The sequence below is a fragment of the Candidatus Koribacter versatilis Ellin345 genome (assembly GCF_000014005.1).
GTDB lineage: Bacteria > Acidobacteriota > Terriglobia > Terriglobales > Acidobacteriaceae > Korobacter > Korobacter versatilis_A.
Genome location: NC_008009.1, coordinates 3777151 through 3802136 on the forward strand (window position 1 = coordinate 3777151; position 24986 = coordinate 3802136).

Genomic DNA, 24986 nt, shown 5'->3' on the forward strand with positions numbered 1-24986 from the left:
GTATCCCTTGGGGCTCGGGCACGCCGTGCACGGCACGTAGTTCTTTGGAATTCCGCGCGGCATCAGTGCGGCCCGTCCATTTCGGCAAAAGCCATCACCAGGCCGAGAACAAACAGGAAGACGCCGAACAGCATCACCCATGCGTAACCGCGCCACAGCTCGCGCCACGTCCGCATCAGTAGGCCTCCATGGTCAGCCAGTTGGAGCGGCGGCGCCGGCCGCTGCCGGGGTTCGGACGGAACTCCACCGAAGCGTGCTCCGTGCCGCCATTCGCCGCCGAGCTTGGCAGCTCAAAGCTGTGTATGTGCACCGGACAGTACCGGCGGTTAGTCCCGGCCAGCGCCTGGCGCTCGCCGGGAATCATGCATGCATTCGAGAAAGCACAGTCGCCCTGCTGCATTTGTGCCATCAGACTTCGCCCTCCTCGTTGCGATCGAACGAAAGCAGTTCTTTGGGTGGCGCACACACCTTGAAATCAAGCGCGATCCCCAGTGCCAACGCCACCAGCGAAAACAACTCGAACACGAGCACCAGAACTACCCGCCATAGTGGAACGGCATGCAGAGAAGCGGCTATCATTCATCGCCCTCCACCACCCGCGTCGCTGCATCGATGTCGCGAAGAACGCCCGCGACGAACAGCGCAATCGCCACGGAAGCACACACCAGCGCCGGCACCAAGAAGAGCCACCGCGCGAAACCGGGCGTCATTCCGCACCGCCCGCCACGCGCACGGCATACGGCGTGACCTTTTCGGATTGAACGTGTTTACGCCGGAGCACGCGGAAAACCCGAGCGTCAATGCCGAGCAGCTTCATCTTCCGGCTGAGCGTGTTGCGATGCAGGCCTAGCTGCACCGCCGCCTTGCAAAGGTTGCCGCTGGTATCGGTGAGCGCGCTTTCAATCCACAAGCGCTCGAACTGGATCCTGCCCTCCAGCATCGAGACACCGCACACGCGAAGCCGACGCACCAGGCCGAGCAGATCCGCGCGCAGGTTCACATCGGCCAGCATCGGTTCCCCGGGAGGGAAAAATGAGCGGACGGTCATAAAGCACCGCCCGCTCCGGAGGGTGCTACTCCCGAGCTTGAAGTTTCAGGGCCGAGCACGCGATCGACGGCCGCGACGACATCAGCGATCGCATCGTCAATGCGATTGCGCCGTTCGAAGCCAGTCGGCGAGCCGTGGTCCGCCGCGCGCCGATCCGGCTCAGCAAATCGCAACTCTGAACCGGACAGGCACGCAGTCTGATCGTTGGCAACGTGCACCCACGCTGCTTCCTGCGGCTCAAATGAGTATGAAGTGAGTCTGATGCCCAACCCACAGTGGCGGCACGCGTTAGAGTTGCACACAGAACCCGCGTGCAATTCGAGTAGAGCTGCGCGGCCTGCGTGAATGCTATTGGCCGCTAGTTCGCGAATCTCCGCAGCATCCTCGCAGGTGTTGCTAGATCGCAGGACAAGGCGATCGATCTCGAGCAACATCCGCAGCACGTAGGTGATCGTTCCGGCGGTGGTCATTGAGCACCACCTTCCGGCTGCTGATCTGCGGGTTCGAATCGCTCCACCCCCTGAGCCTCGGCCTTCACCTGCACGAGCGCTTTCTTCACCAGCCGATCAAGGGTCTTACGAAGACCCTGCGCCGTGCGTCCGTACGCCGTGTTGGCGTTCTGCTTGAGTCCCGCCTGGATGTTGTGCTTCTTCGCGCGCCGTTCGGCCTTCGCGTGGTGCGCGCGCGCCGCCCGCTTGCCTTTGATGAATTTCGACACTAGCGGCCTCCCTTCTTCGCCGACAGGTTCTTCGGCTTCGAAGCGGAGGCCGCCTTCTTAGGGGTAGCTTTCTTCGCGGCTTTCTTAGGGGAAGTTTTGGCGGGAGACTTCTTCGCGGCAGCTTTGGAGGTTCCGGTCTCCGAGGCACCCTGAGGGGCCACCTTGCCAGCCGCGCCGTTCGCTCCCGCCTTGGGGGAGCTCAGTGCTTGCTTCTGCTTCGCATCCGCGAGCGCCTTAGCACGGATGGACTTCACATCGAGGTTGTATTTCTTGGCAACATCATCAAGTTCCGAACCGCCTCCGGCGCCGATCCCGTCGGCGATAATGGCGGCAATGATGAACTTCACGCCCTTTCGGAAATTGAAGCCGGTTGCGTGCTTCTCATGCAGCTTCCGGAGACGGTCGAAAGCCATCCCCTGACCTTTGGGCCAAGCGAAATAATCGAGGAGCGCATCCTCTCCTTCTTTCGTTGCGCCGTACGCGCCGAGGAGCCAGTCAGTTATTACGCCCAATTCCACGCTAGAAGGCTCAGCAACCTTATCGAGTACCGCTCGAAACACGGCGATGTCAGGCGCGACCTCGAGCTCCCTATCGAGGAGCCTTTTCTTATCGAGATCTTTCTGCTTCGCCACTGATTTCTTCGAGCGCGACGTCGATCCACCCGACGAGTTTTTCTTCTGATTGGGAAAATGGACTAAACAGCCCATGTTCGCGCAAACGAGCTTTGCGCCCACAGGCCGGGCAAACTCATCAACGACGGTGGCGGCCTGTATATGCGCGCAGCTTCCTATTTGCGCTTCTGCCCAGGCTCCCTTCGTCTTTGCTTTCTGATCACCGTTACACCACCACGCAGCCGTCACAACGATCGGAACCTGAACCTTCACATCTTTCGCAAGAGCTTTAACTTCGATCTGGACGAAACCCTTTACCTTGCGCTGGAAACAGGAGACGTCCGTGCACTTCGCCTTTTTCAAATCCGGATAGAGAAGAGGCGCGTTGGCAGTGTTCTTGGGGCATCCAGAGCAGGCAGGCTTTACGCGGTCGTCATCGAGCTTGAACGGCGCGGTCGAGAGGTCAAGCTGGTAGTTATTCTCGATGACAGTCCTAAGCTGCCGGACGCTAAGAACGACCTTCTGGCGCTTTTCGCCAACCCATTCCTCCCGCTCGAGGTGCTTCTTCAGCAGATCGACCTGGTCGTCTGGCGTGAGGCGAACAATTTCATCCGCGTGACTCGAACCGATCTTCCCAATCGCGAGCAGCGAGGCCGCATCCTTGGTCAACTCTGTGAGCTTCATGCGCGAATACACATGGCGCACGCTCTTATTCACGCGGCTGGCAATCTCTTTGACAAGCTCTTCCTGCCGCCCATCCTTCCGCTCCGCATTCAGCGACTGGAGCAGGTTTCGAAAACCCTCGGCCTCTTCGAGCGCGGTCACGTCCTTGCGCTGCAGGTTCTCTATCAGTTGCAGCTCGTGGGCTTCGCGATCACTGAGCAGCCGAGTGACGGCGGGGATATCTTCGCGCCCAGCGGCCTTGGCAGCACTGTAGCGGCGTTCGCCGGCGACGATTTCGTACTTGCCTTCCTCGCCCACCGGACGCACAAGGATGGGCTGCAGAATGCCGTGCTGTCGGATGGAGGCGACGAGCTCGTCGAACTCGGGGCCCTCGCAGCGGCCTTTCGGATTTGTTTTGGAGAGGACTACCTGCGCGAGCGGCAGGAGCTGGTAGGCATTCGAATCGTTGAGTAGCGCTGCGGGCGGCGCCGCGGGCTGGATGGTGGTAGCGACTGACATGTGGATCTCCTGTTCAGAGGTCCACACGAGCTATGCATCGTGGTTCAAATTCAGCGGATTCCCTTTAACCAGGAACTCTGCTTTGTCGCTTTCCGATGTCCAAAGAGAAGGGGCTTAGAAGGCTGTTTCCTTTTTCCTACCACTTTCCGGGAGACTCGTAAGCCGATGCTCACCCCGCAACTCGAACATACTCAAGGACCACTACGCCGATAGACTCTACGACGGAGAGCTGATCGAGATCGGAGGAAAAGATCTACGCCGTTTGCTTCGAATGTATGAACGTGGTGAAGATCAACAAACCAATCCTTCGCAGCGCACATTTCTGGATGGAACCGGAACTCCCTACCCTCTAGTGGTCCGGGCTCTGCAAGTGCAGATTCTGTACTCTCTTGTCCATCGTCGAGCGTCCGAGCGAAAAGTGTTGATTGCCCGAGCCCGCGATGGCGAAGGTCGTGTCCTCCAGTACCAATCCTTCGACCGCTTCGCCATCCACGCTAAACTGGGACGCTTTCGAGTTCGGCCTGGCTTTGTTATTTTGTTCAAGCCAACAGCCGTTGAAATGAACTTGTCGCACTGACCTTCCCTGGCTCACAATCTTCACTCCCTCAAACCGGTTGCTCTCCGAAGTCAGGCCGTTGAAGTTCAGTCCATGGCCCATATCGATTTCCACGCCGATGCCATTCTGGAATGCGCGGCAGCCGTATGAGTTTACGGTTGTGTTGGCGCCTGCACTCCCGGCAAACAGGAACCCGGTGCCATTGGAATACGCCTCCACGCGCATCATTGTGACAATCTGCGCGGCCTGCAGCCATATTCCCGCCTTCTTGAAACCATGAACGCCGATGTTTTCCAACAGCCCGTTGGCCGAATAAACCGGGCCGCTCCCATTGCCAACTGTAATCCCGACATCCCCCTGGTCTCCGCCATCGATTCGAATGTCACGAATCACAAATTCGCTCGTCTGCGACCCTGGAACACCGTTAATCGCGAACGCCGCGCCAGCCGAGACCTTGTGAATAATCGCCATTTTGCCATCGATATCGACTGGCCCATGCAGGTTTACGGTGCGCGTGGCGAAATAGTGACCCGGGCGGAATTGCACGACGGCGCCGTCCGCCTCTAGCGCGGACTCCCAGCCTTTGTAAGGGTTCGCAGCCGAACCGTCTCCACTTTTTGCCACCTGGTCGGGATGAATAATGCCGTCGGCAGGCTTCGCGTCAGACGCCAACAGGAACGGAAGTAACAAAATCAGGATCAGGAGTTTTCGCATAGGAAGGCCTCCATGGACAAAACTCGATAATCGGCATCCAGAAAATTGGCATGTAAATGGGCACAATGCCGCCCAGCGATGGAAGGGTCGATTCAGAAAGCGATGTCATCGCCACCGCCATCCATACCGCAAAACCCAACTGATAATGACTACGGCTGAGAGGAGGAGCGCTCTTTCCACTTTTCAGCAGGAGTTGTGCGAGTAACAGAAGAGGTGTCGCAAAAAAAAACAGCCCAAGCATCCCGTGCGAAAGCAACATCGACAAGTATGCGTTATCCGTCTGATTGCGCTTAAACCGCGCCTCTTTACCGGCCTCATCTACGACGAGTGTGTTCTGCGATTGCAGAAACGTACTCGACCCGAGGAGCCATTCATCAACCGGACGATCCAGGAGATGCGTATTCAATTCGTATTCGTAAAGGGCAAGCCGTCCGCTGGAGAGATCGTTCACTTTATCCCAGCCGAGGATATCGAAGGTGACGCCGGTGCCACCCGCAACCAGGATGACGAGCGCAAGACCCCACCCGAGTGCGAGGTCGCTCTTCAGCACCCAATAAGTCAAGACCATCACGAGCGCAAAGACGAGCGAGCTTCGTGAGACCGCGAGGGCCATCAACACCATGCAGATTATGATTTCGACCGCATAGAAAGTCTTCGCACGCTCGCTTCGGTTATTAATTGCCAGTCCCAATGCGGTTGCGCAGACAACGCAAAGCGCATAACCGTATTGCACGATGAAAAAGACGAATGCAAGGCGATGCGAACCGGGCATGAAATATTCGCCATGATAAATTCCGAAAAGAGCCCCCGCGGCCAGAACGGCTATCGTAGTTCGGTTGGTCACGCGCAGGAATACCTTCCAGACATGGTGGTTACGGAACATGCACTGGGCGAGGACATACGCATACAGTCCCCACAGGAAATACATCACAATCAAGAGATAGTTCGCGTCCGAACTTACGAAGAGCATCGGCAGCAGGGCCACGATGACATAGCATGCATAGGAGACTAGGATCGGTCTCCTGAACTTGCCGTAGACCTCGCCGTGGAACATTCTCCACAGGAAGATCACAGCGTTGATCGCAAGAAACATTGCCGCCAAAAGGTTTTTGGGCCTGAGGGTGAGAGCACGGAGATCGTCGGAGATCCAGTCTCCGGAAAGGACGAGCTGCGCCGTTCCCCACGCGACCGTGCCAAGGATCGCAAACCAGTCCGCGAAAGTCAGTTTAGGATCCGGCGCCGCAGCGCCAATAGTTCTTTGGGTCATGAGGTCAGGGGCCTGCTATGCCTTTATTCTACCTCGCTCGTTTGCAATGGCGAGACCCCGCTTCCTTATTGGTGGATTGCAGACGTCTGCATGCGAGCGGCCTCTCGGTCGCACAACACACCTGGAGGTGATCGACGTGCCCCAATACAGCCTCCTGTGGCTCTGGTGGGTACTGCTCGAGCACAATCGCCCCTCGCAGTGCCTGCACACGGTAGAATTGTTCTGCGCGGGGCTGTAGCTCAGGTGGATAGAGCATTTGCCTTCTAAGCAAAGGGTCGCAGGTTCGAGTCCTGCCAGCCCCGCCATAAATCCCTCAAAATTCTTCAGCCCATGCAGCCCTTCGTGGCCAGCATCCTTCTGGCAGATGCGGTCTGGATATGCCTCCCTGCTCTGATATTCTCGAAGTACATGAATCCAGTGCTTCTGAGCATTGTGCTGGGCTTGACTGCAGCGGGCGCCAATGCGTTCGGCGGCGCCGTCATCGTCCAGAAAAACTGGGAGCGGCGGTATTTGCGGTATTTCATCGCCCTGGGCGCGGGATTCATGCTGGCTACCGCGATCGTCGAGATGGTGCCGGAGAGCGTGCACGAACGTGGATCGAGCGCCGGGTTCATCATCTTGCTCGGCTACCTGATTATCCACTTCTTCGAGCACACCCTATCCCCGCACTTTCACTACGGTGAAGAGACGCACGAGGAAGAATTCGTCCACTCGCATAAGCGCGTGTCGGTGCTTTTTGGACTGATCATTCACTCGTTCTTCGACGGCGTCGCGATCGCGTCCGGCTTCCTGGTGTCGAACTGGCTCGGCTGGATCATCTTTCTCGCCGTCTTCCTGCACAAAATTCCGGAAGGCTTCACCGTGACCTCGGTGATGCTGGCGAGCGGTCTCGATAAGCTACGTTCGTGGGGCGCGTCGGCGATTCTCGGCGCAGCCACGTTCCTCGGCGTGATGGCGATGGCCGAGTTGCGGCATGCCGCCAGCTACGGACTCGCGCTCTCGGCGGGAGTGACCATCTACGTCGCCGCCACCGACCTTATGCCCGAGGTCAATCACGATCCCGGCGTCAAGATGGCGCTGCTTGTGTTTGTGGGCGTGGCCGCGCTGTTTGTGCTCGACCACTTTTTCCACGGAATCTAAATCAAGCCGCCTCGGCCGTCTTGTACTCCACCTTGCATTGTTCGCTGCAAAGATGAATCGCGCCAAACTCCATGACGCGGCGATCATCCCAGTGATCGAGAAAGCGCAGCGAGCGCTGCACGGCGTTGGGTGATTCCAATTCGATGTCGTAGCCGAGGATCCACTCCTCGCTGGAAGGCAGGCGTTCGGGGCGCTCGGCGCCACAGTTGTCGCAGGTAATCGAGATCATTGCACTCCTCCGCAATCATTTGGATGCACCGGATTGCGGAGGAGAGCTGCGGGAAAAAGGACTATCCGCTGTGGCGAATGTGCATGATGTCGCCGTCCTTCACGATGTACTCCTTGCCTTCCAGTCGCATGGTCCCTTGTGAGCGTGCGACGGCTTCGCTGCCGGCGGCGAGGAGCGTGTCCCAGTGAATGACTTCGGCGCGAATGAAGTGCTTCTCGAGGTCGGTGTGGATCGCGCCAGCCGCGTTCTGGGCGCGACTTCCCTGCTCGACGGTCCAGGCGCGGCACTCGTCTTCGCCGACGGTAAAGAACGACATCACGCCGAGTAGCTCATAGGTCTTGCGAATCAGGCGGACAAGGCCGCTCTCACGCAGGCCATAACTGCCGAGGAATTCGGCGGCATCTTCGTCGGACATTTGGGCAAGTTCGGCTTCCACCTTCGCGCAGACTGCAACTGCGCCGGTGTTCGGGCGCGAAACCACCTCGGCCAACCCGTACTTCGCGACGGCGTTTTCCAGATCGTCGCCGAGCGTGGTGCTCTCACCGATGTTAAGCACGTAGAGCATTGGCTTCTCGCTGAGAAACATGAAGCCGCGGAAGCGCTTCTTGTCGTCCGCGGTCATCTCCATCTCGCGTAGAGGACGCTCGGTCTCTAGGTGAGTTTTCGCGCGCTTAAGCAGCTCGAATTCTTTCTCGAGATCGGCCGAGCGCATCTTCTTCAGGTCTTTTTCGACGCGCTCCAAGCGCTTTTCGACCTGGCCGAGGTCGTTCACCAGGAGATCGAAATCAAGGTTTTTGATATCGCGCAGCGGATCGATCACACCGACGTGCGGAATCGATGGATCGTCGAAGGCGCGGATAACGTGAGCAAGGGCGTCCACGTTGCGCAGGTTCGCGGCGAAAGCGGTTTCCTTCAGCGCTTCCTGGCTGATGGCGGCAACGTCGGCATATTCCACGCGCGCGTGGATCAGCCTCTTCGGGTTAAAAAGCGCGGCGAGCTTATCGAGGCGTTCATCCGGGACAACAGCGATGCCGAGGTGGGCTTCGCGCGGGTTCGACGAACGGTTCGAGACGTCCGCCTTGGTCAACATGACGAACAACGAGGTTTTGCCTACCTGCGGCAGGCCTACGATTCCAGTCTTCATAAATGATGAGTTCTCAGTCGGCGGAACTTCCCCACCCTAGCTTCGCTAGAGTGGGGCACCCAAAGTGATGGCCAGGGATTTTGCCGAACCCTCTATGATAAACGGCGCGCGGTTCCCCAGAGCACACCGAGACCAAGAACAAGGACAGTTTCTTCGATTCTGGTGCTCCATACGTGCATGCGATTGAACTCCACCCGTCGAGGATCGTTCGGGGGAACGGTGTCAATTACTCCCATGTCATCGCGCAATCGCAGCATCGGCTTCGCCACGGCTTCGTGGCCGATGATCGTCACCGCCAGCATGAGGACAATCGCCAGATGGCGCAGCGCGAAGGGCTCGGGCGTCCCGCGCAGGCGATAGGAGAGCACCATCGAGCAGATGAGGTAGATCACACCGCTGACAATGCCAATGTAATGCAGGATCCAAAGCGAGCGGCTGACGACTTTGCCGGCGAGATCGTGGGTGGGCAGGACCATGAAGACCGTCGGCGCAACCACCGCGCCAAAGAAGACGATTCCGCCGATCCAGGCGACGAGCGCAAGCAGCATCAGGAATTTCAGGAAGGTCACGAGAGCAGTGTATATCCGGTCAGCTTCGGAGCCTGTGAGCATCACCCTTGACTCCTACCCCCACTTAGGTCACAATGCGCCATCCCTAAGTGGTTCCTGCACCATCCCCTTGAATTACAAGTTTTTAGTCCTGCGCCGACAGGATCTCACCCCTTCCTGTGCCCTGAGAAACGTGTCTGTCTTGATGACAGGAAGGAAAACTGTTTCATGTTGAAACACTTTGCGACCGCCATTTTGGCGGGGTTGTTGTTGACCGCCCCGTCTTTTGCACAATCGACTGAAGTCTCTACCGCCGCGAACACTCCAGTGCCGCGCCTAATTCGTTTCGGAGGCGTGTTGAAGAGCGCCGACGGGCAAACTGCGAGCAAGATTACAGGGGTGACGTTTGCGGTGTATGCCACCAAAACCGGCGGAGCACCGCTGTGGACGGAAACTCAGAACGTCCGCGCCGAGGCCAACGGCAAATATGACGTCCTGCTCGGCTCTACCAAGCTCGACGGCATTCCCGCCGACATCTTCTCGAGCGGCGGACAGCGCTGGCTCGGGGTTCGCCTGGAAGGACAACCGGAGCAGGCACGTACCTTGCTCGTCAGCGTTCCGTACGCATTGAAGGCCGGCGAAGCCGAAACCCTCGGCGGACACAGCGCGTCGGAGTTCGTCACCACGGAGAAACTCACCAGCACAGTGCAGGAACAAATGCACAGCCAAGGTACCTCGACAACGAAGTCAAGCATCAACCCCGGCGCCAAGGGCAACGTGCTCACCCAGTTGGCGACGAACTTCGTTGATTCGACCAACAACCAGGTTGTGATGGTTACGCAGAATGGCACCGGTTCTGGTCTCGTCGCGAATTCGATCTCCGCCAACGGCGTAGCCGGCAGCACCACAACGACGGCTGGCTACGGCGTCACAGGGTCGAACTCTGCTGCAACGGGCGTTGCAGTCGGAGTACGCGGATCCACCGTCGCCGATAGCGGAATCTCCGTCTACGGCGTTGCGAGCGGCACCGCGGGTAGCGCCACGGGCGTGAAGGGCATTACCGGCGCGCCAAATGGCTACGGTGTCTTTGGACAGAACACGGCGACAACGGGTCCCGCCGTCGGTTTCCGCGGTACAACCGCTTCGACGAATGGGATCGCCGTCTACGGCACGGCGACATCTGCGACCGGAGCCACCACCGGTGTCAGGGCCGCGGTTTCCAGTAGCACAGGCGTGGCAGCAGTACTCCAGAACACCGCGAGCGGCAAGCTGATCAGCGGCCAATCGGGCGCGGGCAACGCTGAAGTTTTCAGCGTGGATGGTCTCGGTAATGTCGCGGGAGCGATGGGAACCTTCAACTCCCCCACGAAAGGCGTATTCGGCAGCTCGGGTGGATGCCCGATCTCCCTCAGCACGAAAGCTGGGGTTGTGGGTTGCTCCAACAACGATATGGCTTTCTATGGATTCAGCGGCAGCCTGACACAAGCGGCCGGTTGGTTCCACAACGACTCCAGCGGTCCGATCCTGGGCGGCGATGGCAGCGATGGCGGCTTCGTCTTCGACACCGACGGCGGCCTACATACCAGCGGAACCATAATCACCGACTTAAACCTCGCCGTTGGGACGACGACTCCTCGAACCACTGCAGAAATTGCAAGCCAGAGCTTCCCTGGCGTGCTTGGCCCGGTGCTGACCATGACGAACTCGAATAGCGGCACGGTGCCGAACTCTGGCAACGTGAGCGCGGTAGCGATCGACTTCAATCCCATGGCGCCGAGCACAACGGGAACCTACAACCCTCTAATTCGCATCGCAGCGGAACAACCGGACTCGAAAAACCCCGCGAAACCTGCTACCTGGGGCGAACTGGCCCTCTACTTCAATAAATCCGGTGCGTTGAACAATGGTCTGCAAGAGCTGCTTCGCTTTTCTGAAAAGGCTGGACTTGCGCCTTTCATCCTTTTCAGCAACGCACAGGTGAAGATGACCAGCGGCATCACACCCGGCACAACCTTGTTCGTGACCAATACTGGCAGCAACAACAACCAGGGAGCTATTTCAGGGGAAGTGGACACTCCGGGCGGAATCGCGATCCAAGGCATTTCGTATGGATCAAGCGAAGGCCTGAATGGCTATAGCCACGATGGCACCGCGATCCACGGTGTAACGGTGACCGGCACGGCGGGCGAGTTCGACGGAGATGTGGTCATAACGCAGAATTTGAGCGTTGAAGGAACGTTGAGCAAGCACGCAGGCTCGTTCAAAATCGATCATCCGCTCGATCCGGCAAATAAATATCTTTATCACTCTTTCGTCGAGTCGCCGGACATGATGAACATCTACAACGGCGTGGTGCAATTGGACCGCAAGGGCGAAGCGTGGATCACCATGCCAGAGTGGTTCGAAGCTTTGAACCAGGACTACCGCTATCAGCTCACCTCGATGGACAAGCCTGGGCCGAAGCTCTTTATCGCGCAGGAAATTGATGGCAATAAGTTCAAGGTCGCAGGCGGTCCGGCCAATGGACGCGTCTCATGGCAGGTGACGGGCATTCGTCACGACGCCTACGCCGACAAGCATCGGATTCCAATCGAGCAGGAAAAGACGGAAGCCGAGAAGCGCAAAGGACTCAGTCCCGAACTCTTCCCGCAATATCAGCCGCACGAGGAGAATGCAAAGCTTGCGGAACCGCGCCAGAAGTAAAAGTGAGTTAGCAAATGTGCCCGCTCTTCGGAGCGGGCTTTTCTTTAAACAGGAACCGGAACGCTCTCGACGATGTCGCGCAGAACTTCGTCGGACTGCTCGGACTTGCGCAACGTGGAGCTGTAGCGGGCGCTCACCACGACGCGGTGCGCAAAAACCGGCACGGCAAGCAATTTGAAGTCTTCGGGAGTGCAGAAGGTGCGGCCATCGAGGAACGCCATGGCCTGCGCGCTGCGGTACAGCATCAGCGAACCGCGCGGTGAAACGCCGAGCGACAGGTGCTGCGATTCACGCGTACGCTGCACAATTCGCAACGCGTAATCCACCAGCGATTCATCCACGCGAACGGCTTTCACTTCCTCCTGCATCGCCAGCACGTCGTTGCCGTTGAGCACGCTGCGAATGTCTTCCAGTCGCGCTGCGCCCGCCTTGGCGCGGAGCACTTCCCTTTCCGCAGTGGCATCGGGATAGCTCATGCGAGCACGGATAAGAAAGCGGTCCATTTGCGATTCTGGCAGCGGATAGGTGCCGTGATGTTCGACCGGATTCTGGGTTGCGATCACCAGGAACGGATCGGGCAGGCCATAGGAGCGTCCGTCCACCGTGACCTGGTTTTCGTTCATTGCTTCCAGCAACGCCGACTGCGTCTTGGGAGTGGTTCGGTTGATTTCGTCCGCGAGTAGCACGTTGGTGAAGATCGGACCGCGCTTGAACTCGAACTTCTGCTCGACGGTCGAATAAACCGAGATGCCGAGGACATCGCTGGGCAGCATGTCGCTGGTGAACTGGACGCGCTGGAAGTTGACATCCATGGCGCGGGCGACAGCATGGCCGAGGGTGGTCTTGCCGACTCCGGGAACGCCTTCGATCAGCAGGTGGCCGCGAGCAAAAATCGCAACCAGCGCCATTCGAACCACTTCATCCTTGCCGCGGATGATCGTGCGAAGGGTCTGTTCCAGCTTTGTGGCTTTGGCGGCCGCTGTCGAGGTCGTCGGAGTGGACATGAATGGGCTAATTTTACACGCTTCTCTCAATTCGACGGACACACGCAAGTTTCGCCAACAGGTTACTTTTGCCGCGTAACCGAAGCGTCAGGACAGTGCTCAAAAGAAAATCGCACTCGGCAGGTTCGCACGAGCGCGGTACAGGAGAAAGAAACTACCGGTTGATGTAAAGGTCTGCCGGCTGATTCGTCAGCCGCTCAATGCGCTTCGGGATCGGTGGGTGCGTGCTGAAAAGGCTTGCCCAGTCCAAGCGCGGCTGAACGATCCAGAGATGCGCGGTCGAGGGTGACGCCGCCATCGGAATGCGCTTCGAGTAAGCATCAAGCTTCGCTAACGCCGACGCCAGGGCGTAAGGGTTGCCTGTCAGGTGAGCGCCGGTTGCATCCGCGCCGTATTCGCGTGAACGCGAGATCGCAAGCTGGATCATCACAGCGGCAATCGGGGCGAGGATCAGCATCGCCAGCGCGCTGATCGCTCCACCACGACGGTCGCGGCTGTCACCACCGCCGCCGCCAAATCCGCCGAACAGCTCAGCCCAGTAAGCCATGCGGGCGAGCATGGTAATGGCGCCGGCGAGCGTTGCTGCCACAGAGCTAATCAGGATGTCGCGATTGCGGACGTGGCCGAGCTCGTGCGCGAGCACGCCTTCCATCTCGTCGTCGTTGAGCAGGTCGAGAATGCCGCGCGTCACGGCAACCGACGCATGCTGCGGGTTGCGACCCGTCGCGAAGGCATTCGGCGAATCGTCCGGCGTAACGTATAGCTTCGGCATCGGCAGGTTCGCCTTGCCGCAGAGCCGCTCCACGATTGCGTAGAGACGCGGTAGCTGTTCACGCGTTACCGGCTGCGCCCGCGACATAGTCAGGGCAATCTTGTCGGAGAAGAAATAGGACGTGAAGTTCAGCACCACGGCGAGGACAAAGGCGAAAACCATGCCGCGTTGTCCGCCAAGCACGCTGCCCACAGCCAGGAACAGGCCGGTGATGAGCGCCAGGAGGAACGTCGTCTTCAGTGCGTTGGTCATAAATTCTGGGTATTTGGTCCTTCTATGTAGATGATAAACGCCCGCGAAAGATGCGGCTGGAAGTCCTTTCGCAAGCTGGATTTGCATGCGGCTCCAACTGCGGAACAGTCTCCGGCATCTTTAGTTAGACGGAGGACTCCGACAATGGGTCTGGTGGAGCAGGGGGTAAAGGCGGTCACAGGACAGGCTCCGAAGGTGGTTTCACCAACAGTTCACGCAATTCTCGACTATGCGATCGCAGGATCCATGTTCGTGGCTGGAGTTATGCTGTGGCGGCGCCATCGCCGGGCATCCGTCGCCTCCATCGCATGCGGCGCAGCCCAAACAGCGCTCGCGCTGCTGACGGACTACCCGGGCGGGGTAAAGCCGGTGATCAGCTACCGGCACCACGGCTTTGCGGATGCGGGCCTAGCGACCATGATCGGGTCCATTCCGATGGCCATGCATTTTGCCGGCGATGAAGAAGCGCGCTGGTTCCGTGCTCAGGCGATGGCGATCGCCGCCGTCAGCGGCGTGACAGATTTCGATCGCGACGAGCACGAGTTCTTCGACAGAGACCGCATAGCGATCTGAAAAGCAAAAGCCCCGCACGCGGCGGGGCTTCACTTACTTATCGGCAATTACGCGCTGGTCTGCGACTTGCGCGCGAGGGCCCGCTTGATGGTTTCGTCGAGCGCAGCTTTCGCCTTCTGGTACTCAGCTTCCGTTACTTTTCCCTGCTGACGATCGATCTCAAGCTGGAAGAGCTCTTCCTTCATCGCTTCCATCAGCAACGAAGATCGATCTCCGTTGTTAGAAGCAGTTGCCCTCGGCGCGGCGGGGATGTTCGCCGGAATCCGCGGCGCCGCAGTGACATCTTCATCCACCTCTTCCGCTCGTACCGGTTGTGCCGGATTACGCCGACTAACGATCAGCGCGGCCCCCAGCATCGCGACCACGATCACGCCGAGAATCACCCAGCGGTACTTCTCCAGCGGATCTGGCGCTTCAATCGGCGGTCCCAAGCCGCCACCCGGACGGCCCACTTGCCCGGACGGCATCTGCTGACCGCCGCCGCCTTCGGCAGGTCCACCCTGTCCGCCGGTTCCAGCTTCGGCAATTGCGCCTGTGCCACTCATCTTGAAGCTGAGGTCCGCACCGGGCTTCACATCGCTAGCTACCTGGATGCCCGCACCGGTGTCGTCATTCATCGGGGCGTAAGCGCTGGCGCTCTTGGCCTCGAACTTCATCGTCTTCGGGAACATGACGACGAAGTGTTGCATCGCCGTAACCGGCTTCGGCGCGAGGCTGATCTCGCCTTTGTATGGCATGTGCCATGAAAGTTGGAACTGCGTTTCCCCGGGGCGCAAGGGGAACGAGAACGCGAAATGGTTCTTCTCTTTGAGCGGCGTCGGATTGGTGTTTACCGGCTGTCCATCTTGGGTGCGTGCAGCGGCCGAATCCACAACCGCGCCCTCCGGCAGCGTGAACTCGTAGGTCTTGGTATCGTCGAACACCGTCTTCGGCGGCGTGGTCGAGTTCTGCACCGCGTAGAGCTCGGTCGCCTGCAAGGTGTTGTTATCGGCCTGCACCCTCATGACGTTTACGGTGGTGCCGACGTCGGCTTTCTTCACAACGTCGTACACCTGCACCGTTGCCGAGGTCGCGCCCGGCATCAGCGGACCACCCTTCGGGAAGTAGCTCACGCCCTGGTGTTCCACGCGGACCATGTGCGGAGTACCGTCGTCAGGCACATCGATCTTGAAATTGCCCGAGGCATCGGTCTTAGTGTGTCCGATCTCCTGCATGCCCTGCATGAGGGAGAGAATTGCAACCTCGTCGCCAGCGGCCGGCTTGCTCGTGGTTCCGTTGAGGACCTGTCCAGTGACAGTACCGGCAAACGCCGGGGCGACGAACGTGACGCACGCAAGCGCCGCGGTCAGGAAGTTCTTCAAACGCAATGGAGCCCTCTTTCCGTGGATAAACGTCGTCAACAAATGTCTATGCTTTCTCGGGTCTCGGCGCGCTTTGCGCAGCCTGGATGCTTTCCATCTCGGCCAGAATCACGGCAGCTTCGCTCTCGAGCGCCTGGCGCTGCTGTTCGTAGTCAACATCGCTGAGCTTGCCGGCTTTGTGCTCGAAGCTGAGGTCGCGCAGGTTCTCGTAGACGGCTTCGCGACGCTCATCGAGATAGCTAAGGCGGGTTTTCTTCGGAGTGTGCTCGACCACGCCCGGTTGATAGAAGACGTACACGAACAACGAGAGCGCAAACAGGAAGCACCCAAAGAGAATGAACACAGTGCCATCGCCGGCACCGGCTTGGGTTTGAAATGCAGCCAGGGTCGTCATCAGAATTCTGTCTCCTTGCGGGCCTGTTCGCGGAAGCGATCGAGTTCAGGCACCGCGGTCGGTGTGGCTGTCGCGGCGACAACCGCCGGACGCGCCTTCCAAACGCGCACCACCCACACTGCTATACCGGTGGCGAGGATGAACACGGCGAAGGGGATGATCCACGCAACCAAGTCGAAGCCGCCACGAATCGGAGCGGCAAGCACGGTGCCACCATAGTTGCCGACGAAGGTCGAGAGGATCAGGTCGTCGTTGTCGCCACGCTGAACGGCGCCGCTGAGTTCGTTGCGCATTTTGTCGGACATGGTGCAGCCGACGTGGTTGCACTCGAGCAGCACCTGCCCGCAACCACACATGCACATCATCTTGTGGCCGAGCGAATTGAAACGAGCTTCATCGTTGCTGGCGCCCGCGAGGAATGGAATCGCCAGGGCGAGCACGAGCAACTGCAAGGCGCGACGGGAACGTTGATTGAGCCTCATCATTAGTCCCCTGCTCCCACAGTGCGACCACCGGGCACGGCTTCAGCAACCGTTGCGCGCACAGGCGACATCACCCGCACCGTTTGCATGTTAGGCACAAGCGCAATGCCGGTTCCGGCGATGATGAACCACACACCAATCCAGATCCACAGCACCAGCGGATTCAGGTGCGCCTTGATGATCGGATTCCCACGTTCCGAGGCGCCGGCATATACGAGGTACAAATCTTCACGGAGCGTGGAACGGTTGGCCACCATCGTCGCCGGTTGGTTCGTGGCGTGATAAACACGACGCTCCGGGAACAGCGTGTCAATCTGCTTGCCATGTTTCGAGACTTCGATGATTGCGGCTTCGCTCTCGTAGTTAGCGTTGTCGTCCTGCGTCGCCGAGCGCAGGGTCATCGTGTAGGCACCGAGCTGCATGGACTGGCCGTTGGTGAGTTCTTTCTCGGTGTCCCGATTGAAGGCTGAACCGCAGAAGCCGATGACGACGATCACTACGCCGAGGTGAACGATGTATCCGCCGTAACGGCGGGTGTTGCGCCGCGTGAGCTGCACCATGCCGGCAAAGACGTTGGTGTGCTGCTTGCTGGAGATGACTCTACCGCCGCGATAGAACTCGGAGGCAACGGTGGCGATGACGAAGATCGAGAGCGCCACACCCATCAGCGAGTACAGGCTCGAGATGTCGCCTTCCCACGGCCGCATACCCATCGCGATCAGCACGACCACGCTGAGAACGGTGAGGATCGCCGGCATCATGAAGTTACGGCGTAGCGCATCGAGTGAAGTCTTGCGCCATGCCAGCAGCGGACCGACACCGGTCAGCAGCAGCAGGAACATCGCGATCGGCACGTTCACGCGATTGAAGAACGGGGCGCCAACCGTGACCTTCGAGCCCGTCACCGCTTCCGATATAACCGGAAACAGCGTTCCCCAGAGCACGGCGAAGCACGACACCAACAAGAGCAGGTTGTTAAACAGGAAGCTGGACTCACGCGAGACGAGCGAATCAAGATGGTTCTCAGTCTTCAGGTGCTGGAAGTTCAGCATGAAGATCGCAATGCAGGTTGCGGCGGTCAACGCAAGGAACCATACGAACCACACGCCGATACCCGACTGCGCGAAGGCGTGAACCGAACTGACGACGCCGCTGCGCGTGAGGAACGTTCCGAAGATAGCGAGAAAGAACGTGGTGAAGATGAGCCACATGTTCCACATCTTCATCATGCCGCGCTTCTCCTGCATCATCACCGAGTGCAGGAATGCCGTGCCCGTAAGCCACGGCAGGAGCGAAGCGTTTTCAACCGGGTCCCATCCCCAATATCCGCCCCAGCCGAGCACCGAGTAGGCCCAGTGCATGCCGAGGAAGATGCCGCAGGTGAGGAAGAGCCACGTGACCATCGTCCAGCGGCGGGTGATCTGGATCCACTTCTCCCCGGGATACTTCATGATCAGCGCCGAGAGCGCAAAGGCAAATGGCACGGTCACGCCAACATAGCCGAGGTAGAGCATCGGCGGATGAATGACCATTTCGGGATATTGCAGGAGAGGATTGAGCCCATTGCCGTCCGCCGGAATCGTGCCCGTGACGATCGCGAACGGGTGCGCGGCGAAATTCACCAGCAGCAGAAAGAAGACCTGCACCGCGGCGATGACGACCGAAGCGTATGCCGTCAGCTGCGGATCGACCTTGTATCGGATTCGCAGCACGAATCCGTAGGTGGAAAGCAGCAGTGCCCAGAAGAGCAGCGAGCCCTCCTGACCAGACCATAGCGCGGCGAACTTGTAGGCCGTCGGGAGCGCACGGTTGCTGTGGTGCATGATGTACGCCATCGAGAAGTCGTTGGTCAGCGCACCGACTACGAGCGCAGCCGAGGCGGCGACGACGGCGACGAAACTGGCGATACCGGCGCGGCGGGCGGTCTCAGAGAGCAGATCGTCTTTGCGGTAGAGGGCCAAGGCGCCGACCAGGAACGAATACATGGCGAGCGCAAGTGCGAGCAACAGCGAGAAACTACCAATCTGTGGCATGCGGTCTTTGCTTCCAGTCCAGCAACAACTTAGGGGTTGCCCCAGGGATGTGGGTATTGTCTCCGAAAAGGCCTGCCAGCAGCAATGTTTGCCAGCGATAAAACAGCGAACGAGTTGTGGTATACGACTTCCACCTTTGCGGAATTACGTAAGAACTAGGGAAACGTGTCGAATTGGTACAGCGGTGGGTCAACTTTTTTCGCGGTGACGTGCGTAGATTAGACCCGCTTGGCAACTGGATCGCAAGGAGAGTGGATGGAGTCTGCACTGAAACCGGAGGTGACGATGCAACGCGTCGTGATGATTGCGGAAGATAGTCAATCGGTTCATACGGTAAGAGCGGTATTAGCGAATCCTGAATGCGAAGTGCTGGTCGCGGACAACGTGCCAGCCGGGCTCGAGCTGTTACGCAAACCCTATGTTGCGTGTCTGATTGTCGACTGCGGCGTGCCGGAATTGACACGGGAAATGCGTCACCTGCTGCAGTATTCGGCAGAGATCGCAGGAATTCCGGTGCTCTGGATCACACCATACGGCGCACGCGAACCATTGGCACAGGAATTGGGGCTGAGCCGGCTGAACCTGCTGCCGAAGCCATTTACGCCTTTGCAATTGTTGGAGCGAGTGCAGCAGAGCATCTGGATCGGGCCCTATGTTCCGGGAAAAGCCCCGATGCAGACGGCGAACGCGTTCTAGGCGGCGTTTTCCGCGCGTTTATAACGACGCACGAGTTCGATCAGGTCTTCGGGTGGAAAGGGCTTCACGCGGAACGCCACGTCGAGGCCCGCGTATTCGCGCTCGGCGTCGGGCAGGCCGCTCAATACGATGACCGGCATCGGATCGCCGCTGGCGCGCAGCCGGCGCACAAACTCCACGCCATCTATCCCCGGCATAATGTGGTCGGTAATCACCAGTCCAATGTGCTGATTGGCGGTGCGCAGAAGAACGAGGGCGCTCGCCGCCGAGGTGGCGATTGCCACCGAAAAACCGGCTTTGCGGAGGACCATCTCCCGCACCTGTAGCTGGACGGGATTGTCGTCAACGAGAAGAACCTGGCTCAATACGCGCTCCGGACGTAGAACAAGTCGGTGGTCCGTCGCAGTGGGGAGCGCGTACGGGCCGGAAAGCTGGGTTCCGGCCCATTGGGACGAATGGTGCGCGAAAACCTCAGCACCACCAATCTTACCCGAAAGCGCAGTTTCGCGAAAGCTCAGATGACGGTCTAAACCGTTTTAATTCAGCTCAGAATTGACCTACGCCGTGTGGCTGCGGAGCTCGGCTTCCGCGGCAAACCAGTCGGACTCGTGGGAACCGTTCTGGCGCCCCCGGCTCAGATAAAGCTCGTACGCACGAACCCGGATCCGCTCCTCGGGTACCAACGTCGGCTGGGCCAGAACTTCGGTGTGGCCATTGCTGGGGACTTCAGACTTCTTGCGACGGGTGGTGACTTTCTTCTCGGTCGTCGCAGTAGCGCTTTTTGATTTTTCCATTTCCTGTATAACTCCCTTAAGATTCTTCAATTTAGGACGCGCGATAGAATTTGTTTAGGCTGCGTCCGGGTTGCCTTTATTCTAACCGATTTCGGTAGCTGAGTCGCACCGGACTGCCGCCGAATTTTCGATACTTTCATCCGGGAAATCCAATGCAGAATTCCTGAAATGGCCGCCCAAAATGGAATGGCCTCCCGGAGGAGGCCACGCCTAGCGGTTCGCTCGGGGATTACGGCTTGATGCCCAACTCGCGGTCGATCTCCGCCGGGTAATAGATGACTCCGTCTTTAATGACCGTGTTCGTCCTGCGAAGATTCTTGGTGGACTGCGTCGGGTCGGCGTCGAGCAATACAACATCGGCCAGTTTGCCCGGCGCAATCGAGCCGAGTTCCGCATCCTTGCTCATGATCTTCGCTGCACCGAGGGTCGCGTCCTGAAGAACTTTCGCCGGCGGGATTCCGATTTCCTCGTGCAGTTCGAATTCGCGGTCGAGGGCGAACCCGGCCATGGCGTCGGTTCCAGACTCAATCGGGATGCCGGCGTCGTACATGGCTTTCACCATGCGTTCGGTGTTCGCCCAGGAATCCTTGTACTTTTGGTCCATGCCGGAGGGAACGGGTAAGCCCGAGTTCAGAGCGCCGCGGCGAATTTGCGGCGGGAGGCGATCGGCCACCGAGGCGAGCGTCGGAGAAATATGTCCCGGACGCGCGATCAGCATTTCTTCGAAAACGCTCATGGTCACGTCGAGATCCACGTTCTTGTCTTGCAGCAGCTTGATGAAGTCCTTCACCGCCTGAGAGTTCACATCGACGTCTGCACCGCGTTGCGCTACCGCAGTGAAGCGCGCAGTGGTCTCGGTGTTCTTCACATCAGGCAGGAAGTTCAGCATGAGGAAGTTGGCATGCTGGATCTCGTTGTAGCCCTCTTCCACCGCCTGGCTGGCGATCATGCCGGCGGGGATGTGCCCGCTCACGCGCATATTGTGCTTGTGCGCTTCGTCAATGATGACCGGCACCAGTTCCGGCTTCATCGAGCTATAGATCTTAATCTGCGGATATCCGAGTGCGGCAAACTTGTCCACGAAGTCGCGCGCCTCTTTTTCGTTTCCGGCAAGGATCTTGGTCGGCCCCTGGTATGGCCCTGGACCGTCAATCAGTCCGCAGGCAATGATGCGCGTACCAAGTTCTTCGCCGGCTTCAATGCGCTTGCGGCGCGACATCAGATCGTCAATGTCGTTACCCATATCTCGAACAGTGGTCACGCCGGCCTGAAGATTCAGCAGACCGTCGTTATCACCGACGTGCGCATGCATGTCCCAGATGCCGGGGATGAGGTATTTTCCGCGGCCGTCGATGACGCTCTCGGTCGCCTTGATGTCGAGCGCCGTCGGCGTAACCGACTTAATCTTGTTGCTGGAAATGCGAACATCCTGACCGAGGATGAGTTTGCCGCTTTGCGAATCGAAGAGTGCCACATCGTGAATCAGAATGTCGCCGGAGGGGTGATGCATCAATTTCTGTGCCAGCTCGCGGCTTCGCTTAGCGTCAATTTCCTGCTGGGCGTCGACGAGCGTTTTTGCCGCCGGCTCAAAGCCTTCGCGGATGACCATCGCCCAAGTACCACCGCCGGCAAAGAATTTCAGCTTGTCATCGAGCCAGACGGTGCTTGGTGAGAAATCGAGGCCGGTAATCGAGTACGCGGCAACAGTTGCCTTCTTCCCGTTCGCCTCAACCGTCTTCTCGACGACCTTCGTCACGCGCGCTTCGCCTTCGGGCAGGAGCGCGATGCTGCCATGGTTGGCGAGCGCAGCTTGAACCAGCAGAGCGGTATCCATTGGCGGGGTGGACATCCCCAGGTAAAACGCCGGTCCGCTGACGTGCTTACTTCCCTGCTCCGACGGGTTCTTCCAACTGGCGCTTCCGCTTGTGTCGACTGAAAAACTTTCGTCGGCCGGAGACTTGAGATAGTCGTGACCATGCGTCACTCGCGACAGTACGTTGCCCTTTGCGTCGAAGTGGTAATCGGAGACCTGGCGCGGACCGCGGCCGCGATCGTTGAACTCAAACAGCGCGTGGGTCACGCCGTCAGGTGTCTTCCAGACGGCTTCCTGTCCGGCCTTGTTGCCCATCATGAGGAATGTGCTGCGAGTCGCATCGGCGGGAACGTCGGCAGGAGGATCGTTCTCTTTGACCTTTGCGGCCGCGTCGTTTTGTGCGAAAGCCGACGCAGCAAGCAGAACAGCGCAGAACAGTTTCAGGACAGAAGTTTTCATGACCGGGAGAGAGTACCGCACTCTCCCGAGCCATGGCGAGTTGTCTCGCGATTTGAGTTCGCTGCTTGCGAGTCGGCCTACACCCACTCGCCCTGACGCATCACCGGCTCCGCCGTCCCGTCCGCGGTAATGCCATCGATATCGAGCTTGTTCGAGCCGATCATCCAGTCCACGTGGATCAAACTCGAGTTCGCGCCGCGCTGTGCGAGTTCTTCTGCCGATGCCTTATCGCCGTCAATCAAGCACGAGGTGTACGCCTGGCCGAGCGCGATATGTGACGCAGCATTCTCGTCGAACAGCGTGTTGTAAAACAAAATGCCGCTGCTGGCGATCGGCGAGGAGTGTGGAACCAGAGCAACTTCTCCGAGGCGACGCGCGCCGTCATCTGTGTCAATGAGTTTCTGCAGCACTTCTTGCCCACGCGAGGCTCTCGCTTCCACAATGCGGCCGCCTTCGAAGCGAACGTGAATGTCTTCGATCAGCGTTCCCATGTGCGAGAGCGGCTTGCTCGCAGTGACCGTGCCATCAGCGCGATCTTTGTGCGGCGTGGTGAAAATCTCTTCCGTCGGGATATTCGGAATGCAGTACAGTCCGTTCCCTGCCGTAGTTCCGCCACCCATCCAAAGATGGCCGTCCGACAAGCCAAGCCGGAAATCAGTCCCCGGCCCGCGATACTGCAGCGCCGCGTAGCGCTTCTCATTCATATAGGCAGCGCGTTTCTGGAGTCCGTCGTCGTGCTTCTTCCACAAACTGACGGGATCGTCGCCGCCCACGCGCGAGGTCGCGAAAATCGCGTCCCAGAGCTTGTTGATGGCTACATCGGCGGAATCGTTCGGGAACATCGTCGCGGCCCAGGATGGAGTCGCCGCCGCAACGATCGTCCAGTTGATTTCATGTCGCGTGATCAACTCCATCGCGGGCTTCGAAGCTGCAGAAACCGCGCGGTTCGAGCGCCCTACTTTATCGGGATCTTCCTTTGAGAGCAGCATCGGGTTCGCGCCGGCGATCGCCAGCCGAGCAGCGCCGCTCTTGAACGCAGCGGCCATGCCGTCGTAGAGCCACTTGGGTGCTTTATCGAACGCTTCGTTGGGCGCATGGTGATAGCGCGCCAGCACTGCTTCGTCGTCGCTGTAGAGCGTAGTGACGAGCGATGCACCCGCCTTGTACGCCTGCTCGGTAATGCGCCGCGCCAGCGGCAGTGCATCGAGCGGCGCAGTCATCAGGAGTTCCTGGCCGGGAGCAAGTCCCAATCCAATGCGGATAGCGACTTCAGCAAGCTGGTCGAGTTTCTGTTCGAAGGTGAGCGCGGTAGCAGCAACGGCGGAATTATTCATATCGGAGACAATTCTAAGCCAACTGAGGTTGTGTGATTTACGTCACCGCAAAGTCTCCCGGGCTGGAATACAGTCGCGGCCATGGCTACCGAGACGACGAACCATCGTGCGGCCTGGCTCCAGGGCCCATCCGCAAAATGCGAGACTCCGACGTGCACCGAACAAGCCTGGCGCCTCGTTCTCCTGGGTGCTCCGGGGGTTGGCAAGGGCACACAAGCTGAACTCTTGAACGAGCAGCTCCACGCGTGTCATCTGTCGACCGGAGATGTCTTCCGCGCCGCCAGCAAGAGCGCGGGCCAACTCAGCCCGGCAATGAAAGCCGCAAGTGACTTCATGCGCAAAGGCGAACTCGTTCCCGACTCGACGGTCTGGGAGATGGTTCGAGAACGCAAGGAGTGTTTGCACTGCGTTGGCGGTTTCATCCTCGATGGATTCCCCCGCACGCTCGGGCAAGCCGAGTCGCTGGCGAGACTGATGAAAGAGGAAGGCATCTCGCTCCACGCCGTCATCAACTACGATCTGCCCGCAACTGAGATCGTCGCTCGCTTGAGCGGACGCCGCACCTGCGAAGGCTGCAAGGCGGTTTACAACGTCATCGAACGGCCGCCGAAAACCGAGGGTCTCTGCGACAAATGTGGTGGTGCACTCTTCCAACGCGAGGATGACAAGCCGGAGTCAATCAAAGTACGACTCGACGCCTACGACAAGCTCACCTCACCGCTGATCGATTTTTACAAAAAGTTGGGAGCGTTGGTGAGCGTGGATGCGCACGGAACGCCGGCGGAAATCTGCGACCGCACGATACTCGCTTTGCAGCTTAAGACAGCGAAGTAGTAAGTATCCAGGGTTACACAACGCGCATTACCTGCGCGTTTTTCCTTTGCCCCGCACGAATTGGCTACTGCGGAATTTTCTGCACACATCGAGCCAAAATTTCTCGCGCGCCCCGCAAATCAAGTAGGCGCGCGCTGAGTCGAATCGTCAAAAGCCTAAGCACTCGTTAAGGCTGCGCTCGTGAACACCGCAAACGCACGGTTCCAAAGGCGTTGGCCCTGAGATCCAAGTTGCTGCCCGTTGAACGGCGGGACGACCGTGATGGCAAGCGACCTGCAGTGAGAGTGTGAGCAGCTGCTCACAACGTGGGGTGGAACCTTGTTCA

At 58.9% G+C, this 24986-nt stretch carries 27 protein-coding genes and 1 tRNA gene; 6 read left to right on the forward strand and 22 right to left on the reverse strand.

Going from position 1 to position 24986, the window contains the following annotated elements:
• Positions 1 to 175: 175 nt before the first annotated feature.
• The 9 genes from ACID345_RS16470 to ACID345_RS16500 form a co-directional block, all read right to left on the reverse strand.
• A complete protein-coding gene (locus ACID345_RS16470) occupies positions 176 to 409 on the reverse strand; it encodes a hypothetical protein (protein WP_041855798.1) in 234 nt (77 codons plus the stop codon).
• On the reverse strand, positions 409 to 579 hold the full coding sequence (locus ACID345_RS26990) for a hypothetical protein (RefSeq protein WP_187148839.1): 171 nt from the start codon (positions 577 to 579) through the stop codon (positions 409 to 411). Before ACID345_RS26990 ends, ACID345_RS16470 begins: the two co-directional genes overlap by 1 nt.
• Positions 576 to 710 carry a hypothetical protein gene (locus ACID345_RS27390; protein ID WP_266189939.1) on the reverse strand — a complete coding sequence of 45 codons (135 nt, stop codon included), beginning with the start codon at positions 708 to 710 and terminating at the stop codon, positions 576 to 578. Before ACID345_RS27390 ends, ACID345_RS26990 begins: the two co-directional genes overlap by 4 nt.
• The gene (locus ACID345_RS25690) at positions 707 to 1048 is read right to left on the reverse strand and encodes a helix-turn-helix domain-containing protein (RefSeq protein WP_049761944.1); all 342 of its coding nucleotides are present in this window, start codon (positions 1046 to 1048) and stop codon (positions 707 to 709) included. The genes ACID345_RS27390 and ACID345_RS25690 overlap by 4 nt, the downstream gene beginning before the upstream one ends.
• Positions 1045 to 1518, reverse strand: coding sequence for a hypothetical protein (locus ACID345_RS16480; protein WP_011523991.1), 474 nt, complete (start codon positions 1516 to 1518; stop codon positions 1045 to 1047). Before ACID345_RS16480 ends, ACID345_RS25690 begins: the two co-directional genes overlap by 4 nt.
• Positions 1515 to 1766, reverse strand: coding sequence for a hypothetical protein (locus ACID345_RS16485; protein WP_011523992.1), 252 nt, complete (start codon positions 1764 to 1766; stop codon positions 1515 to 1517). Before ACID345_RS16485 ends, ACID345_RS16480 begins: the two co-directional genes overlap by 4 nt.
• Positions 1766 to 3559 carry a ParB/RepB/Spo0J family partition protein gene (locus ACID345_RS25695; protein ID WP_011523993.1) on the reverse strand — a complete coding sequence of 598 codons (1794 nt, stop codon included), beginning with the start codon at positions 3557 to 3559 and terminating at the stop codon, positions 1766 to 1768. Before ACID345_RS25695 ends, ACID345_RS16485 begins: the two co-directional genes overlap by 1 nt.
• A gap of 349 nt (positions 3560 to 3908) precedes the next feature.
• Complete coding sequence (locus tag ACID345_RS16495) at positions 3909 to 4829, reverse strand: hypothetical protein (RefSeq protein ID WP_148210141.1); 921 nt, start codon at positions 4827 to 4829, stop codon at positions 3909 to 3911.
• Positions 4777 to 5922: a hypothetical protein gene (locus ACID345_RS16500; protein ID WP_148210142.1), complete on the reverse strand. Its 1146-nt coding sequence runs from the start codon at positions 5920 to 5922 to the stop codon at positions 4777 to 4779. Before ACID345_RS16500 ends, ACID345_RS16495 begins: the two co-directional genes overlap by 53 nt.
• Positions 5923 to 6324: 402 nt before the next feature.
• On the opposite strand from ACID345_RS16500, the gene ACID345_RS16505 reads away from it, so the two are divergent.
• Together ACID345_RS16505 and ACID345_RS16510 are read left to right on the forward strand one after the other, a co-directional pair.
• Positions 6325 to 6401, forward strand: a tRNA-Arg gene (locus ACID345_RS16505).
• A gap of 103 nt (positions 6402 to 6504) precedes the next feature.
• Positions 6505 to 7236: a ZIP family metal transporter gene (locus ACID345_RS16510; protein ID WP_041856838.1), complete on the forward strand. Its 732-nt coding sequence runs from the start codon at positions 6505 to 6507 to the stop codon at positions 7234 to 7236.
• A gap of 1 nt (position 7237) precedes the next feature.
• On the opposite strand, the gene ACID345_RS16515 is transcribed toward ACID345_RS16510, so the two are convergent.
• The 3 genes from ACID345_RS16515 to ACID345_RS16525 form a co-directional block, all read right to left on the reverse strand.
• Positions 7238 to 7465 (reverse strand): hypothetical protein, encoded by a 228-nt coding sequence (locus tag ACID345_RS16515; RefSeq protein ID WP_041855800.1) that lies wholly within the window; start codon positions 7463 to 7465, stop codon positions 7238 to 7240.
• A gap of 61 nt (positions 7466 to 7526) precedes the next feature.
• Positions 7527 to 8609 carry a redox-regulated ATPase YchF gene (gene ychF / locus ACID345_RS16520; RefSeq protein WP_011523998.1) on the reverse strand — a complete coding sequence of 361 codons (1083 nt, stop codon included), beginning with the start codon at positions 8607 to 8609 and terminating at the stop codon, positions 7527 to 7529.
• Between the two features lie 92 nt (positions 8610 to 8701).
• Positions 8702 to 9220: a DUF4149 domain-containing protein gene (locus tag ACID345_RS16525; RefSeq protein ID WP_011523999.1), complete on the reverse strand. Its 519-nt coding sequence runs from the start codon at positions 9218 to 9220 to the stop codon at positions 8702 to 8704.
• A gap of 165 nt (positions 9221 to 9385) precedes the next feature.
• Between ACID345_RS16525 and ACID345_RS16530 the strand changes: the two genes are divergently transcribed.
• Complete coding sequence (locus ACID345_RS16530; protein WP_011524000.1) at positions 9386 to 11860, forward strand: hypothetical protein; 2475 nt, start codon at positions 9386 to 9388, stop codon at positions 11858 to 11860.
• Between the two features lie 44 nt (positions 11861 to 11904).
• On the opposite strand, the gene ACID345_RS16535 is transcribed toward ACID345_RS16530, so the two are convergent.
• Positions 11905 to 12864: an AAA family ATPase gene (locus tag ACID345_RS16535; RefSeq protein ID WP_011524001.1), complete on the reverse strand. Its 960-nt coding sequence runs from the start codon at positions 12862 to 12864 to the stop codon at positions 11905 to 11907.
• Between the two features lie 154 nt (positions 12865 to 13018).
• Entirely contained in the window at positions 13019 to 13888 is an 870-nt protein-coding gene (locus ACID345_RS16540; RefSeq protein ID WP_041855801.1) for a zinc metalloprotease HtpX, read from the reverse strand.
• Positions 13889 to 14083: 195 nt separating this feature from the next.
• Here ACID345_RS16540 and ACID345_RS16545 point away from each other — a divergent pair, with 195 nt between their 5' ends.
• Complete coding sequence (locus tag ACID345_RS16545) at positions 14084 to 14461, forward strand: hypothetical protein (RefSeq protein ID WP_148210143.1); 378 nt, start codon at positions 14084 to 14086, stop codon at positions 14459 to 14461.
• Between the two features lie 47 nt (positions 14462 to 14508).
• Here the strand turns inward: ACID345_RS16545 and ACID345_RS16550 are convergent, their stop codons facing one another.
• From ACID345_RS16550 to ACID345_RS16565, 4 genes are read right to left on the reverse strand one after another with little or no spacing between them, the layout of a single operon-like run.
• A complete protein-coding gene (locus tag ACID345_RS16550; protein WP_011524004.1) occupies positions 14509 to 15828 on the reverse strand; it encodes a hypothetical protein in 1320 nt (439 codons plus the stop codon).
• A 40-nt stretch (positions 15829 to 15868) separates the two neighbouring features.
• Complete coding sequence (locus ACID345_RS16555) at positions 15869 to 16216, reverse strand: hypothetical protein (RefSeq protein WP_011524005.1); 348 nt, start codon at positions 16214 to 16216, stop codon at positions 15869 to 15871.
• Positions 16216 to 16701 (reverse strand): cytochrome c-type biogenesis protein, encoded by a 486-nt coding sequence (locus ACID345_RS16560; RefSeq protein WP_011524006.1) that lies wholly within the window; start codon positions 16699 to 16701, stop codon positions 16216 to 16218. Before ACID345_RS16560 ends, ACID345_RS16555 begins: the two co-directional genes overlap by 1 nt.
• Positions 16701 to 18731 carry a heme lyase CcmF/NrfE family subunit gene (locus ACID345_RS16565; RefSeq protein ID WP_011524007.1) on the reverse strand — a complete coding sequence of 677 codons (2031 nt, stop codon included), beginning with the start codon at positions 18729 to 18731 and terminating at the stop codon, positions 16701 to 16703. Before ACID345_RS16565 ends, ACID345_RS16560 begins: the two co-directional genes overlap by 1 nt.
• Positions 18732 to 18986: 255 nt before the next feature.
• On the opposite strand from ACID345_RS16565, the gene ACID345_RS16570 reads away from it, so the two are divergent.
• On the forward strand, positions 18987 to 19427 hold the full coding sequence (locus ACID345_RS16570) for a response regulator (RefSeq protein ID WP_011524008.1): 441 nt from the start codon (positions 18987 to 18989) through the stop codon (positions 19425 to 19427).
• On the opposite strand, the gene ACID345_RS16575 is transcribed toward ACID345_RS16570, so the two are convergent.
• The 4 genes from ACID345_RS16575 to ACID345_RS16590 all read right to left on the reverse strand — a co-directional run bounded on the left by ACID345_RS16575 (position 19424) and on the right by ACID345_RS16590 (position 23827).
• Complete coding sequence (locus ACID345_RS16575; protein WP_011524009.1) at positions 19424 to 19792, reverse strand: response regulator; 369 nt, start codon at positions 19790 to 19792, stop codon at positions 19424 to 19426. The genes ACID345_RS16570 and ACID345_RS16575 overlap by 4 nt on opposite strands.
• A 192-nt stretch (positions 19793 to 19984) precedes the next feature.
• Entirely contained in the window at positions 19985 to 20221 is a 237-nt protein-coding gene (locus ACID345_RS16580; protein WP_041855802.1) for a DUF2934 domain-containing protein, read from the reverse strand.
• Between the two features lie 229 nt (positions 20222 to 20450).
• Positions 20451 to 22493 (reverse strand): amidohydrolase family protein, encoded by a 2043-nt coding sequence (locus ACID345_RS16585; protein WP_011524011.1) that lies wholly within the window; start codon positions 22491 to 22493, stop codon positions 20451 to 20453.
• A gap of 77 nt (positions 22494 to 22570) precedes the next feature.
• Positions 22571 to 23827, reverse strand: a complete 1257-nt coding sequence (locus ACID345_RS16590) for an aminopeptidase (RefSeq protein ID WP_011524012.1) — start codon at positions 23825 to 23827, stop codon at positions 22571 to 22573.
• 81 nt (positions 23828 to 23908) lie between these two features.
• Here ACID345_RS16590 and ACID345_RS16595 point away from each other — a divergent pair, with 81 nt between their 5' ends.
• Positions 23909 to 24661 carry an adenylate kinase family protein gene (locus ACID345_RS16595; RefSeq protein ID WP_011524013.1) on the forward strand — a complete coding sequence of 251 codons (753 nt, stop codon included), beginning with the start codon at positions 23909 to 23911 and terminating at the stop codon, positions 24659 to 24661.
• The last annotated feature ends 325 nt before the right edge of the window (positions 24662 to 24986 follow it).

Excerpts from the sequence above, each read along its gene's own strand:
- ACID345_RS16565 (WP_011524007.1), bottom strand. The coding sequence starts at position 18,731 with ATGCCACAGATTGGTAGTTTCTCGCTGTTGCTCGCACTTGCGCTCGCC.
- ACID345_RS16470 (WP_041855798.1), bottom strand. The coding sequence starts at position 409 with ATGGCACAAATGCAGCAGGGCGACTGTGCTTTCTCGAATGCATGCATG.
- ACID345_RS25695 (WP_011523993.1), bottom strand. The coding sequence starts at position 3,559 with ATGTCAGTCGCTACCACCATCCAGCCCGCGGCGCCGCCCGCAGCGCTA.
- ACID345_RS16500 (WP_148210142.1), bottom strand. The coding sequence starts at position 5,922 with ATGTTTCTTGCGATCAACGCTGTGATCTTCCTGTGGAGAATGTTCCAC.
- ACID345_RS16515 (WP_041855800.1), bottom strand. The coding sequence starts at position 7,465 with ATGATCTCGATTACCTGCGACAACTGTGGCGCCGAGCGCCCCGAACGC.
- ACID345_RS16480 (WP_011523991.1), bottom strand. The coding sequence starts at position 1,518 with ATGACCACCGCCGGAACGATCACCTACGTGCTGCGGATGTTGCTCGAG.
- ACID345_RS26990 (WP_187148839.1), bottom strand. The coding sequence starts at position 579 with ATGATAGCCGCTTCTCTGCATGCCGTTCCACTATGGCGGGTAGTTCTG.
- ACID345_RS25690 (WP_049761944.1), bottom strand. The coding sequence starts at position 1,048 with ATGACCGTCCGCTCATTTTTCCCTCCCGGGGAACCGATGCTGGCCGAT.
- ACID345_RS16535 (WP_011524001.1), bottom strand. The coding sequence starts at position 12,864 with ATGTCCACTCCGACGACCTCGACAGCGGCCGCCAAAGCCACAAAGCTG.
- ACID345_RS16525 (WP_011523999.1), bottom strand. The coding sequence starts at position 9,220 with ATGCTCACAGGCTCCGAAGCTGACCGGATATACACTGCTCTCGTGACC.
- ychF (WP_011523998.1), bottom strand. The coding sequence starts at position 8,609 with ATGAAGACTGGAATCGTAGGCCTGCCGCAGGTAGGCAAAACCTCGTTG.
- ACID345_RS16540 (WP_041855801.1), bottom strand. The coding sequence starts at position 13,888 with ATGACCAACGCACTGAAGACGACGTTCCTCCTGGCGCTCATCACCGGC.
- ACID345_RS27390 (WP_266189939.1), bottom strand. The coding sequence starts at position 710 with ATGACGCCCGGTTTCGCGCGGTGGCTCTTCTTGGTGCCGGCGCTGGTG.
- ACID345_RS16570 (WP_011524008.1), top strand. The coding sequence starts at position 18,987 with ATGGAGTCTGCACTGAAACCGGAGGTGACGATGCAACGCGTCGTGATG.
- ACID345_RS16555 (WP_011524005.1), bottom strand. The coding sequence starts at position 16,216 with ATGACGACCCTGGCTGCATTTCAAACCCAAGCCGGTGCCGGCGATGGC.
- ACID345_RS16580 (WP_041855802.1), bottom strand. The coding sequence starts at position 20,221 with ATGGAAAAATCAAAAAGCGCTACTGCGACGACCGAGAAGAAAGTCACC.
- ACID345_RS16510 (WP_041856838.1), top strand. The coding sequence starts at position 6,505 with ATGAATCCAGTGCTTCTGAGCATTGTGCTGGGCTTGACTGCAGCGGGC.
- ACID345_RS16560 (WP_011524006.1), bottom strand. The coding sequence starts at position 16,701 with ATGATGAGGCTCAATCAACGTTCCCGTCGCGCCTTGCAGTTGCTCGTG.
- ACID345_RS16595 (WP_011524013.1), top strand. The coding sequence starts at position 23,909 with ATGGCTACCGAGACGACGAACCATCGTGCGGCCTGGCTCCAGGGCCCA.
- ACID345_RS16495 (WP_148210141.1), bottom strand. The coding sequence starts at position 4,829 with ATGCGAAAACTCCTGATCCTGATTTTGTTACTTCCGTTCCTGTTGGCG.
- ACID345_RS16530 (WP_011524000.1), top strand. The coding sequence starts at position 9,386 with ATGTTGAAACACTTTGCGACCGCCATTTTGGCGGGGTTGTTGTTGACC.
- ACID345_RS16585 (WP_011524011.1), bottom strand. The coding sequence starts at position 22,493 with ATGAAAACTTCTGTCCTGAAACTGTTCTGCGCTGTTCTGCTTGCTGCG.
- ACID345_RS16590 (WP_011524012.1), bottom strand. The coding sequence starts at position 23,827 with ATGAATAATTCCGCCGTTGCTGCTACCGCGCTCACCTTCGAACAGAAA.